Source organism: Pantoea sp. RSPAM1 (assembly GCF_038816185.1).
Lineage (GTDB): Bacteria > Pseudomonadota > Gammaproteobacteria > Enterobacterales > Enterobacteriaceae > Pantoea > Pantoea ananatis.
On the sequence record NZ_CP046137.1, the window covers coordinates 3,409,656 to 3,421,822 of the forward strand.

Annotated in this window: 13 protein-coding genes and 2 pseudogenes; 12 read left to right on the forward strand and 3 right to left on the reverse strand. The window is 46.2% G+C overall.

Going from position 1 to position 12,167, the window contains the following annotated elements; genetic code table 11:
* Positions 1 to 1,740 precede the first annotated feature (1,740 nt).
* The gene (locus GKC68_RS16520) at positions 1,741 to 2,184 is read left to right on the forward strand and encodes a hypothetical protein (RefSeq protein WP_013024960.1); all 444 of its coding nucleotides are present in this window, start codon (positions 1,741 to 1,743) and stop codon (positions 2,182 to 2,184) included.
* 88 nt (positions 2,185 to 2,272) lie between these two features.
* Here the strand turns inward: GKC68_RS16520 and GKC68_RS16525 are convergent, their stop codons facing one another.
* On the reverse strand, positions 2,273 to 4,012 hold the full coding sequence (locus tag GKC68_RS16525) for a glycosyltransferase family 39 protein (protein WP_058707262.1): 1,740 nt from the start codon (positions 4,010 to 4,012) through the stop codon (positions 2,273 to 2,275).
* Between the two features lie 574 nt (positions 4,013 to 4,586).
* Here GKC68_RS16525 and GKC68_RS16530 point away from each other — a divergent pair.
* The 4 genes and pseudogenes from GKC68_RS16530 to GKC68_RS16545 all read left to right on the forward strand — a co-directional run.
* Entirely contained in the window at positions 4,587 to 5,135 is a 549-nt protein-coding gene (locus GKC68_RS16530) for a hypothetical protein (protein ID WP_110957539.1), read from the forward strand.
* 153 nt (positions 5,136 to 5,288) lie between these two features.
* Positions 5,289 to 5,788: pseudogene (locus tag GKC68_RS16535) on the forward strand (transposase); the annotation flags it as partial.
* Positions 5,789 to 5,838: 50 nt separating this feature from the next.
* Entirely contained in the window at positions 5,839 to 6,867 is a 1,029-nt protein-coding gene (locus GKC68_RS16540) for an IS110 family transposase (protein WP_110145283.1), read from the forward strand.
* 186 nt (positions 6,868 to 7,053) lie between these two features.
* Positions 7,054 to 7,683: pseudogene (locus GKC68_RS16545) on the forward strand (IS3 family transposase); the annotation flags it as partial.
* Between the two features lie 80 nt (positions 7,684 to 7,763).
* On the opposite strand, the gene GKC68_RS16550 reads toward GKC68_RS16545, so the two are convergent.
* Positions 7,764 to 8,195 carry a hypothetical protein gene (locus GKC68_RS16550; RefSeq protein WP_152997010.1) on the reverse strand — a complete coding sequence of 144 codons (432 nt, stop codon included), beginning with the start codon at positions 8,193 to 8,195 and terminating at the stop codon, positions 7,764 to 7,766.
* A gap of 415 nt (positions 8,196 to 8,610) precedes the next feature.
* Here GKC68_RS16550 and GKC68_RS16555 point away from each other — a divergent pair, with 415 nt between their 5' ends.
* The 7 genes from GKC68_RS16555 (at position 8,611) to GKC68_RS16585 (ending at position 11,728) form a co-directional block, all read left to right on the forward strand.
* A complete protein-coding gene (locus GKC68_RS16555; RefSeq protein WP_152997009.1) occupies positions 8,611 to 8,958 on the forward strand; it encodes a hypothetical protein in 348 nt (115 codons plus the stop codon).
* A 430-nt stretch (positions 8,959 to 9,388) separates the two neighbouring features.
* Positions 9,389 to 9,784: a hypothetical protein gene (locus GKC68_RS16560; RefSeq protein ID WP_058706846.1), complete on the forward strand. Its 396-nt coding sequence runs from the start codon at positions 9,389 to 9,391 to the stop codon at positions 9,782 to 9,784.
* Positions 9,768 to 10,073: a hypothetical protein gene (locus GKC68_RS16565; protein ID WP_058706845.1), complete on the forward strand. Its 306-nt coding sequence runs from the start codon at positions 9,768 to 9,770 to the stop codon at positions 10,071 to 10,073. The genes GKC68_RS16560 and GKC68_RS16565 overlap by 17 nt, the downstream gene beginning before the upstream one ends.
* On the forward strand, positions 10,070 to 10,537 hold the full coding sequence (locus GKC68_RS16570) for a glycoside hydrolase family protein (RefSeq protein ID WP_058706844.1): 468 nt from the start codon (positions 10,070 to 10,072) through the stop codon (positions 10,535 to 10,537). The genes GKC68_RS16565 and GKC68_RS16570 overlap by 4 nt, the downstream gene beginning before the upstream one ends.
* The gene (locus GKC68_RS16575) at positions 10,537 to 10,791 is read left to right on the forward strand and encodes a hypothetical protein (RefSeq protein WP_058706843.1); all 255 of its coding nucleotides are present in this window, start codon (positions 10,537 to 10,539) and stop codon (positions 10,789 to 10,791) included. Before GKC68_RS16570 ends, GKC68_RS16575 begins: the two co-directional genes overlap by 1 nt.
* A complete protein-coding gene (locus tag GKC68_RS16580; RefSeq protein ID WP_072208379.1) occupies positions 10,788 to 11,057 on the forward strand; it encodes a hypothetical protein in 270 nt (89 codons plus the stop codon). Before GKC68_RS16575 ends, GKC68_RS16580 begins: the two co-directional genes overlap by 4 nt.
* Before the next feature lie 404 nt (positions 11,058 to 11,461).
* Positions 11,462 to 11,728: a hypothetical protein gene (locus tag GKC68_RS16585; protein ID WP_028715198.1), complete on the forward strand. Its 267-nt coding sequence runs from the start codon at positions 11,462 to 11,464 to the stop codon at positions 11,726 to 11,728.
* A gap of 25 nt (positions 11,729 to 11,753) precedes the next feature.
* Here the strand turns inward: GKC68_RS16585 and GKC68_RS16590 are convergent, their stop codons facing one another.
* Positions 11,754 to 12,116, reverse strand: a complete 363-nt coding sequence (locus GKC68_RS16590) for a hypothetical protein (RefSeq protein WP_058706842.1) — start codon at positions 12,114 to 12,116, stop codon at positions 11,754 to 11,756.
* Between the last annotated feature and the right edge of the window lie 51 nt (positions 12,117 to 12,167).

Below are 12,167 nucleotides of genomic sequence, written 5' to 3' on the forward strand. Positions count from 1 at the left end.
GTGGATCCGCTGGGGTTGAGTGGGGAATGGGTTAATCCCAAGGATATCAATTTTTCTCAGAGGACAATTTCGGCGAATGATTATGCTGAAATTATGAAAAATGGTCAGTGGGACTGGAACAGGTCTCCATTGAATGTAGTAGATGTTGACGGGCAACTAGTCACTTATGACAACAGAAGCTTGGATGCAGCTTATGAATCAGGATTGGATAAGTAAAGGTCAATAAAGTCAATCCTTTAGCCCCTCACCCTGAATCATCAACAGGGAAAACATGGTGGCAGAAATTTCAGCAGCGATTTAAAGATCGCCGTAATATTAAAGCAGGTGGTGTTGTTCCCGACAAAGGATTAAACACACGGCCCAAGAAATGTGGATAAAATAATGCAAAGCATCATATCAAAATTATAGAAAGAAGAGTTATTGCCAATAAAGGATGCTGTTTTTTTTCGATGGAAGAGCTACATCCTGTAAAATTACATCCTTTCCCACACCAAAAATTGAAGTGGGTGCGGATTTTGATTTTATAGATTTTTATCGTAACAATAATGAAGAAGTCACATCCATTGATGTAATAAAAGAAGTCAGGTTACTCAATGAATGTTATTGTTATGTAGGAGAAGGAAGCTACGGCTCCGAGGGTTTCATTGCTTATCTTGATAAAGATAAAAATCCAATATGGATTTTGTATTCTGAAAACTAAAATCCTTTTGTCAGCGTATTCGAGCATGAAGAAAATACAATACTGGTCGAGTCGACCGCTGGTCTAAAAATACAAATAGATCTCCATAATCCTGTAAACCTAAAGTTAATTGGGTAACTGCTCAATCAGATGCGCATGTTTATTAAACTAAGCGGCGCATGTAAGTCCGTCTCTGTTATTAATAATTCTTTCTATTGATAATTAAGAGATTTAAAAATAGCATATTCTCATAAAATCTAAGCCAATCATTAATTTAACCCGATTATTGAAAAAGTTCAATTAACTTCAGATTAGTGAGTGCCCCCATCAAATGCCTTAAATATGAAAAATAGTATATTTTCAGGAAATCATAAATGAATTACGCCTCGTCTATTTGTATGAGGCATAGCTCCTGTCAAGCAACCCCGCAGAGCATGCGCGAGCTGTGTGGCTGCATTGAGGGCCTTAGCGTCACAAGCTTTAACTGTAAAAGGTCAGCGCCTTGCTAAAAGACTTTCCGGCGGCGCTAAACCATTACTGGCAGATGCCGGAGATCAAATAGCGTTAACAACGACAATAGCCATTTAATGAATGTCACAGCAGTATTTTCTATGTCTTTATTAACAGTATGTACTTTTTTACCCGCCAGCCCTATGATTTGGCTGTGTCACCCGGACACGGTGGAGGTCGATATGAGAAATTTCGGTTTCGTCGTTCTTGGTCTGGTGGGTTTCTCTGCATTCAGCGTTGCGTTTTGCACACTTTGTTTAACCACTGCCGGTGTGTTGCATTAATCGCGTCTGAATTTCTCGACATGGCCCTTTGTGGCCATTTTTTTTTCACTGCATCAAACATAACTTCTGCTATTTTCTTTCTCCGCTTCATAAAAACGTCATACTGCACAGCCCGTGTTTGCAGGGCACTACGCAGCGGCACTGAAGCAGTAAAACCAATACTGTTTTTTTGCGGCCAAAAGCGCCTGATTATACTCGCGACCTTTGCCGCACGAGTTCCTTCTGCTAACGTTGTTATGAAAACGACAATTTCAGACAAGGCGAGCTATGAATCAGTATGACAACCTCTGGAATGCTATCGAGACACGCGTTAAGCAGAACAACGATGCCACGACGCTGGATATGGGCAATTCCGAAAATGTTTTTGTGAATCAAATCAGGCAACGTACAGCACAGATTTTCATCCTTGAAATCATTCTGGACAAGCATCGCAAACAATTTGGGACGCGCTATTTTCCCTTATCGGGAGATGAAGCGCTTTATCATCTGATCTTCACGCGTACAAACTGGCTACCCGCGCAAATCAGAACGCTTTCGCTTTCCGATGCCCTGTTTGTTATTGCTGAACTGTTTCGTGACGGTAATCTTCAGGAAGGCGTAAAAAACTTTCTTGGCACCCAAGGGCTGCGCAATGTCTCCTATTCTGTAGATGAGTTCTCTGACAGAGACTGGGCACCAAAAGAAAATGAAGTTCATCTGTCGCTTCCCTGAGTGCAGTTTTCACTGAAATAGCCGATGTAACGAATCCTCACTCGCCTGCAAAATGACCTCAGGCGAGTTAAGCATGAAAAATACTGGCTTATCTGTTCAGTCGATAAAGTTGGTAATTCTCTTCGTTATCCGCAGGCCGCTCCCCTTGCCAGACCAACGTCCCGTCGACAAATTCCTCAGGATGCCTTTTATCATGTTGCACGAGCAGCCAGTTACAGCGGTAGGCGCCTCTGTGCTTCCCTTCTCGCAGCGTTATCAGCCCATCGTAATATTCCAGTAAAGCCCGTTGTGGTTCGCCAAGATGCCGACTCGCGACACATTCATCCTTTGGCAACCATGCCCGCAGCGGGAGAAAAACATCAGAATAACGCTTGGTGTAATCCAGATAAGGCATGCCCAGCGTCATGGCCAACACCCAGCACAGCGTGATGCAACTGGTAAAAATTGATAAGGGACTTTCCCGGCAGGTGCGATTCAAAAACACCAGCCCGCTCAGCAATAAAGTAGCCAGTAATGCTGCTGCAAACATCACTGATGAGATCTGAGGCGTAAATCCGGGCGCCCCCTGTGCCACCCATTTATTCCACAGTGGCGCAGGCCAGCCGGTCATCAGGATGATGCCCGCTCCCCACATCACCGTTGGAAGCAGGCAGAATAAGCCGAGTGCCCATGGCCGCAACTTTATCGTCCAGAGGGTTTTCTGCTGACAGGCACCTGCTGCCAGTATGACCAACGGCAGAAGCAGCGGCATGGCGTAAAGCTCCCGCGCGTCAGATGCACTCGACAACGTGACAAAACCGGCTAAAAAAAACGTTACCAACACCATTGCGGATGCGCTGATGCCGGTTTTCCAACTGCGCCAGAGCCACCACGCAGCCATCGGCAATGCAGGAAAGGCATACCAGGGAAGCAGTTTAAAGTAAAAAAAGTGTTTCGCTTTAGGCCCGAGCTTAGCGGTACCGTCAAAACGGCCAAAATTATTGACCAGTAGCCAGGTTGAAAACAGCTTTTCAGAACGCATCCAGAGCGCATACAGCCACGGCACAACCAGCGGGCAAAACACCAGAAACGCGATAGCACAAAACACGATATAGCGTCTGCTACGAAACGCTGTGTTCATTAAGGGTAACGTCAGCGCTGTCAGTCCCAATATGCCGGGGCCGAGAAGCCCTTTAGAGAGAAACATCACCGCTGCGCCAATGCCCAGTATCGCGCCACCTAACACATGGCGGCGAATCCCCAAAATGAAACCATAAATACCTATAGCGCCGCCCGCAAACAACGCGGTATCGGTAATCATTTGGTGTGCTCTGACAGGAAAGCCGATGCAGGCAAACAGGATAAGTACGGCCCAGCGCCCAGCACCTTTACCGAACAACTCTCTGGCCGAGAGCGCAATGGCATAGCAGGCAATCACGATAAAAAAGCCGGTTGCCATACGCGCGGCATCAGGCTCGCCTAACAACGGACTGAAGAGGCGGAGAAAAAAAGAGGCCACAACAAAATACAGTGGCGGCTTCTCCATGAAGGGTTCGCCTGCCAATGTAGGTACGACCCAGTCGCCAGTCTGGGCAATATGACGGATCAGCCCGAACGTATAGGCTTCATCCGGTTTCCACGGTTCATGTCCTGACAGTCCCGGTAGTAACCAGCAGATAAAGACAAGCACGCACAATACGAGTGAGATTTGCTGGGAAGCAGGTAAAAAGGGCAGAGTCGCGTTAGCGTGAGTGGTACTTTTACTGGCGAACTTTCGAAGTAAAAAGCGTTCCGGACCTGTTGCCCGCGTAACTGGAAAGACGCTTTGGCAATTTTTTGTATTCACCATTTACTGGCCTGCCCTGCCTGTTTTTTACGTTAATGGGCTGGTTTAAACTTAACCTTGTCGATGCTGACTCAGTCGTTATGTCCATGCGAAAGCTATCTTTGGAATACCCGTTAACCCGATTCATTTCAGACATAACGTATAGAGTTAATGCAATGAACTTTTCAATTTTGCTTATACATGGGTGAATTCACCACGAAAAGGGAAGCATTAACGCTTACTGATATTGCATAAGATAAAGAATACGAACTAAACGAGGTATAAACATTCTGTGCTTTATGCAGAGGTTTAGGATAAGAATGATGTGGGGCTGTTTGTTGAGTAAAGCATTTATTTTGAGTAAAAAACCTGCATCTGTGACGTTTTCTTCAACTGCCCTGGTGCAAAAAAACATCAAAACAGGGGCGCACTCCTTTTTTCAGTCTCACTACCCCGGCATCCAGTAACACCAGTCACATTTTACGAATGTCCTAACGCATTAATAAAGCAAAATAAAGTGTGCTTTTTTGAGGTTAGCGCTTGTCATCTCGGTGTAAAATAATCAGGTAAGTAATATTAATAAAAAGGACTTAGTCTCATGGTTCCAAAACAGTATGGCGCTGCATTACTCGTATCGTCTTTGATTCTGGGTGGTGCTGTATTTTGTGCCGCGATGGTTAATAAAGGACTCATTCTTGAAGAAAAACATATCATTACGACCGCAGCCGGTAGCGTAAATCTCGGCGAAGTTTATAGCGAAAGGCGTGGGATGGATATTACCTTAGCACCTGCATCCGATAACGCCCCGAAAGAAATCAACCTCACAAACCTGGATCCAAAAAATTTCTCAGACGATATTCATAATGCTTTAACTAACATCGCAAACAGAGTTAACGAGCAGCAAGGCCTTTCCGGGGACAAGGCAATGAAAGCAAGCACGTTGTCCTCTAACTTACCCTTTAAGTTGCATGTAACGACATACATTCAGTACAGATCTGAGCATATACCCAATTACACACTGGTCATCGATGAAAAAGATTTTATTATCGATAAAGAAATATTTGAACGACGAATAAACTCTGAAGCAGAAAAGATGACAAAAGAAAGCGCTTCCGCTTTTTCTGCTAACAGTTTTATTAAAAAATAAAAACTATATGTCCCGTAAAATCTTCAAGCCAAAGAGTAAAAACTGGAGCATTAATAATCCAGTTTCTACTCTTTTTTTATATTGACCAGCCCCCCGTTGATTAACACACCGCGATGTTAGTAATGTCTTCATAAGCCACATGAGGACATCCCCATGAAGAAGCGTTTTTCCGACGAACAGATCATCAGTATTCTCCGCGAGGCTTAAGCCGGGGTTTCTGCCCGGGAACTCTGCCGGAAGCATGCTATTTCTGACGCTACTTTCTACACCTGGCGCAAGAAGTTTGGCGGCATGGAAGTCCCTGAGGTAAAGCGGCTTAAGTCACTTGAAGAGGAGAACGCGCGGCTTAAGAAGCTGCTCGCCGAAGCCATGCTGGATAAGGAGGCGCTTCAGGTGGCTCTGGGTCGAAGGTTCTGACGACAGACCAGAAGCGGGAAGCCGTGGAAGTCATGTGTGAGGTCGCCGGTCTGTCGCAACGTCGTGCCAGCAGGCTGGCAGGTCTGTCTCTTTCAACCTGCCGTTATTCAGCTCAGCGTCCGGCTGCTGACGCACAGCTGTCTTTACGCATCACAGAGCTGGCGCCTGAACGCCGTCGCTTCGGTTACCGGCGGATCTGGCAGTTATTGCGTCGCGAGGGCCTTCACGTCAACCACATGCTGTAATCTTAAAACGATCCCGATCCGTGATATTTGAGGTGACAGCCATGAAAACCTTCGTTGGGCTTGATGTTTCTCAAAAGAAAACAAGCATCTGCGTTATAGACCATAACGGCAATAAAATTCGTATGGCTAACGTCGATACGCATCCCGGTGTTATCGCCAATTATCTCTTTTCTGAAGGATTTGATAACTCGAAAGTGGGTCTGGAAACAGGGCCACTTTGCGTCTGGCTTTACCATTCACTCAAGAGCTTTGGCCTGGACATTGATTGTATCCATGCCCGCCATGTTCATGCAGCATTGTCGATGCAGTTGAATAAAACTGATCAAAATGACGCTTTTGGTATTGCCCGGCTGGTCCTTTCCGGATGGTACAAACCAGTACATGTCAAAAGCCTTGAATGCCATCAGCAAAGACTCATTCTGACCAGCCGGGAAAAACTGGTTCAGCTCAGGGTTGCCGTAACTAATCAGATCCGAGGGCTCCTGAAAACATTCGGTGTTGTTCTTCCCCCCGGGAAAAACAGTGTGTTTGAGCGTTCTGTACTTGAGTCATCACCTTCGCTGGAAACCGTTAAACCCGCAGTGATTATGTTGCTAAATACGTGGGAACATCTTTCTGACCAGATAAAAAAATTTAACTCCATGCTGGAAAAGCTTGCCCGAAAAGATCCAGTTTGTCAGATATTACGATCTATTCCGGGTGTGGGTGTTCTGACAGCATTAAGCTTTAAAACATCAATTGATGATCCTTCGCGTTTCAGACGAGTAAGTGATGTCGGCGCTTTCCTCGGATTAACGCCCAAAAAGTACCAATCCGGTGAGGTAGACAGGAATGGGGGAATTTCAAAACAGGGCAACAGAATGACGCGCACACTTCTCTACGAAGCAGCATCCTGTCTGTTGACGCGTTATGGCACTGATACAAGCCTGGCCATATGGGCAAATGGACTCCGGCACAGAATGGGCTACAAGAAAGTTATTGTTGCCCTTGCGAGAAAACTGACAACACTGATGCTAAGTATGTGGAAATCAGAGACTACTTATAATGAACGGCTTAACGCTATAAATTAAGAAGTGGGAAGTCACAATCAAATCAGACTGAGACCGTCTTAAACTTCAATTCCGGGACTCGCTTTGCAGGGTGAAAGCCTTGCGGGAATCACATAGGAATGAAGACGACGTCTTGCAACATGTTGTAGCATTGAAAAAATGACTACGAAGACGACAAAGACTCCATCTGATCCTGATATTGACTGATTAGACGACAAGCGGGTATACCGTATTTACCACCTTAATGGACTGAGCGTAAAACGCAGACGATGCCGTAAAGGGCTGGCGACCGAACGGTTTCCGCTTCTTCGCCCGGATGCGCCGAACCTTACATGGTCGATGGATTTCGTTATGGACGCACTGGCCAACGGTCGCAGGATCAAGTGCCTGACCTGTGTGGATGATTTCACGAAGGAGTGTCTGACGATCACCGCTGCTTTCGGTATTTCCGGCGTTCAGGTCACGCGTATTCTGGACAGCATCGCGTTGTTTCGGGGCTATCCGGCGACAATAAGAACCGATCGGGGCCCGGAATTTACCTGCCGCGCGCTCGATCAATGGGCCTTTGAGCATGGTGTGGAACTACGGCTTATCCAGCCAGGTAAGCCAACGCAGAACGGATTTATTGAGAGTTTTAACGGACGCTTTCGCGATGAGTGTCTGAACGAACACTGGTTCAGCGATATCGTTCACGCCAGGAAAACCATTAACGACTGGAGGCAGGATTATAACGAGTGTCGTCCACATTCGGCACTGAATTATCTGACGCCATCAGAGTTTGCAGCACGGTGGCGAAATGGAAAATGTGGAGGTAAACAAACCGACATTACTAACTGACGGTTGTATCTAATCCTGGGGGCAGGTCAGGGTAAAAGTTAGCCCACATTCGCGGGCTTTTGGTCATGATGAAAGTACATTTATTCATATGAATAGAAATCCCCTCCATCCTGATACCCGCAACGACGTGCCAGTTCATAGAACGGTCTAGATTCACCATAGTTCGGATCAAAATAATCGTACCCTAAGGCAAACCTAGTACCATCCTCGATCAAATACGTGGTGGTAGGGAGCCAGCAAACCCAGGCTTTAGGAAAAACTAGATCAGGCGAAAAGTTAAATCTTGCATTAGTGATGATCACAATGCTGCTTACGGCATATTGATTTCCTAAAGACGCAACACCAGCCATATCATTAGCTGTAATGGCTCTGTTACGATGGCATAGGTCTACGATCATCCCGGTATTTCCAGGTGAAAATAGCCTGATTGAAAGAGATATTCCACCTCTTGATGTAGATATATCATCAATTGGTATAGTGCGGTTCTGAATTTCTGACAAGGTATTAACCATAGTAATTCCCTTTATATGATAAAAATGAATCCCCCGTTGGGGCGGAGAATGTGCGTGCCCACTCAGGTGGGCTTTTTTCTGTCAGTTCTCAAGTATTGGGAAGGCTGGGCCACTTCTTGTAAGCGAAGAGATAAAGAGTAAAAAAGTGCAATCCGGGAAAAGACAGCAGTAGTGCCATTTTCCATCCGAATCCGGCCTTCTGAGCCATGCGCAAGCATGGGATGAACATGAAGAACCAAATTATGAATGTCATTGCTGCTAGAGGGTTTGTGTTTTCCATCTTTGCTTCTCCCTGATATGTTTGGCATATGATATCGGCAAACTCCTGTAATGCTTTAGAGAAAATAAACATTTTAACCACCTCTCACCCACTCCATGCTACGATTTGCGCTCTGTTACTTATGGGAATATGGGCATGAAATTAGCTTTAGCTGTGATGGGATTGGTGGTGTGCTCCGCGGCGCACTCTGATACACAGAGTGCTGCAAAAAATCTCAGCGACTGCGTAACCCATTATGCAGACAGTCAAATCAGATCCACCAAATCGGCTGGGGCCATCTCTAATGAATCTTTTGATAAATGTAGTGCTGAGATCTCTGAATACCATGACTCAATAGGCCCTGATAAAGATCAGTGGTCTGGTTTAAGTGCACAACAAAAAGAAGCTATTTCAAAAATTAGAGACCAGACAACTTCCAGAGTTCGTGAGAGTTTATCTTCACAGATAGTCACCTTTGTCACAGAATCCCGCAAGAACTCCTAACGCGCTTTTGCGGGTTTATGTTGTGCAATATGAAATAGCTCATTATTTTATCGTGGGCTATTTACTTTTCCCGAACTTGGGGATATGCTTTCTAACAATTGAAGTTCCGTCTGGTTGTTTCCAGGCAGAAATCAGTTGTGATAGTCAAATCGCCCAGCGGTGTCACCAACTGCGAGGGCGTTTTTGTTTGTGCAAAAATCAGCTCTGGGCAGATATGCCAGGCAATTAATCGCGTTCGCGTCAGAGCATCTAATTACAAAGACCAGCCACAGAGCTGGTTTTTTCGTTTTCGCCCCTTGCCAATCAACGCGACCTCACGGATTTCCCTTCGTGGCAAGCGGGCATTCTTTTACAGCTCAGGCCGGAAACCTCTGGCGTTGCCGGAGACGGCTATGAACAGCACGCAACACCCTGGCTTGCGAGGTCAGGCATGAATGAAAGTTTATTTACCAGCATTGGCGCATTGCTGCTTGGTGGCGGTGCAGTAGCACTTTTCTGGAAGCCGCTGATAGCTGGCATTACCTCAATCGTCACCAATAACCGCGCAAGCGGAGACATTATAACTGGTTACAAAGAGCAGGTTCAGCTACTCAAGGAGAGCAATGCGCTACTCAGGGAAGAGAATGATGAACTGCGCGACCGGCATGATCGTAACCTCCGCCGCATATCCACTCTTGAAACTGACCTCCGCCTTATCAAGAACGCGCTCGGCATCCTTCTGGCTATGTCTGAGGCGACAAATTCTACGGGTAACGAAAGATTCAGAAGTGAAGTAAACAGGCTGATCGCCACACTGGAGGACGACAGCGATGCAAACAACAAATAAAGCGGGGCATAAGCGCAATGTCATCATTGGCTCGCTTCTGCTTCTGATGAGCGTCATCTGTATCATCATGACAATCATCTTTGTCTACGTCAGCAATCAGGCTAACGAGAGAATTGACGGCATCAGGGCCGACTATCAGAAAGTTGCAGAACGCCGGGATAAGAAAGTAAGCCAGCTTGCAAAACAGGTTGAGCAGATGCAGAAGCAGCTAAGCCAGATACCGGACCAAACAGCCAACAAAACCGCCGACAAAGTTAACCAGGTCGTTAAAGAGGATGAAGCCAAATGAGTCAGATCATCGCCATCCTTAACTTTGAAGAAGGTTTTCGCCCTAAACCCTACATTGACACTGAAGGTTACCCCACAGTAGGCACAGGATTTCTGATTGGGCCAAAAGGTGCGGCATTAAGCAATTACACCTTCTTCCTCTCAAAGCAGGTTTCAGACGTCTGGCTGCAGGAGCTTGTAGATAACCGAATTCAGCAAATGAATGCTAAGCCGGCAATTCTGGCAGCGCTCAATAAGTGCAATCCAGCGAGAAGGGATGTGCTTATCAGCATGGCTTACCAGCTCGGCACAGATGGGCTTGCTGGCTTCAAAAATACTCTGGCAATGGTCGCTGCGGATAATTTCGCAGGCGCAGCCAGTGGAATGCTTAACAGCCTGTGGGCCAGACAAACACCAAAGCGCGCTAACCGGCATGCAGAGGTAATGCGCACTGGCACATATGACATCTACAAGGGCCTCATCTGATGGACGTATTCAGTATGCTTCGCGGTTCATCAGGCACTATATCTCTCAGCCGAACACAGGCTGCCGTGGCGTTTATCGTTTGCTGTGGAGTAGTTGGTTGGCAGGCATACAAAGGCACGCTTTCAGATGTCACCTTCGGTCTGTTCTTTGGCTTTGCTACTGCCGGTTACATAGGTGCGAAAAAGATTGCATCAGACAAAAACCTAAATGAGCAGAAGCTGGATGCAGGAATTGATCCCGGAGCTAAACCATGAGCATTGAATACATCCTCGGCATCATTGGCGTCATCGTAGCTGCCATTATGACAGCATTCGGCGTTGGTCATTCCAAAGGAAAGTCCAAAGCAGAGCAGGCAGCTACCGAGCGGGAAACTCAAACCAATATCGAATCCATGAAGGCGGCCACACAGCGCCAAAATGAAACCATCAAAGGAGCAGCCGATGTACAGGAAACTGTATCCCGCATGCCTGGCAGCGCTGTTGACGACGAGCTGCTCCGTGAATGGACCCGCAAGGACTGAAGTAGTTGATACGGCCTGTAACTGGGTGAAGCCAATTATTCTGAAAAGGGCTGACGTGCTGGCCCTGGATGATGCTACAAAGCAGGCCATCCTGACCCACAACAAGACATGGAAAGCTAACTGTCAGCAGGACGCTAAATGAGTGGTTACTCGATTTACAACATCCTTTCCGGCGTTTGCATCGGCGCGCTAATTATGACTTGGATAGGAATATGGTTCTGGTCACGCCAGGAAAGCAGGCACCGTAATGAATTAAGCCGACTCCAGCAGCAAATAATCACTGAAGTTAAAAATGCTATGAAGTGCATTAAATAAATCTCTCCGACAAGGGATAACGGTTAGCCACGCTGTGAAGCGTTGCGAAGCTGGGTTAGTATGACATTTCACTTCATTGAGGGAATATCATGACTAAACAAGAATTGTTTTTATGGGGTGTTCAGACAATGGTGTTGAGCAACAACGGCAATGTAATGAGGAGTGATCCCGAAGGCAAGAAAGCGCATATTTATAGCGCGACAGGAATCTACAGCATTGTGCAGGACGCCATTTATGCTAGCGAAAGAATTCCTGAGAAAATGTCAGCAGAGGATGCCATTCATGATTTCTGCTTTTACATGCTAGAAAATCTTCGGCGTGATAATAAATGCCCTCATTGGTTCACAAGAATGTAGAAATAAGCCGCCTCCGGGCGGTTTTTTATTGCCACATGAATCGTGTCGTTTGTGTGGTAAAGATTATAGTGGCTTCACGCCAGTTTTCTTCGTTAAGAATTTTCTCTATGCAGTGTGTGGCGTAAAGGTCATCTGGTGGAGTGAAAGACATATATTCACTTTCGCTGGTTAACTTGAAGTCATGTATAGCTGCAATTGCTATGCGTCCTTCACTATCGATGTTACGGAAGCAAGAAATTCTCGCCTCATAAAATTCATCTGGCAAACCTTCTAACATGCAACCGGTGGCCCACTGCAAAAGCTGTTCATTTGAATACTCTGGCTCAGCGGTCAGCGCCGTCTGCTGCTTGCTTATGAGCCGCTTGAACGTGTTGAGAAAGGAAAACATACCACCTCCTTGGTTTTGCCAAAGTTAACATAGTATTGCCATCACCATGTG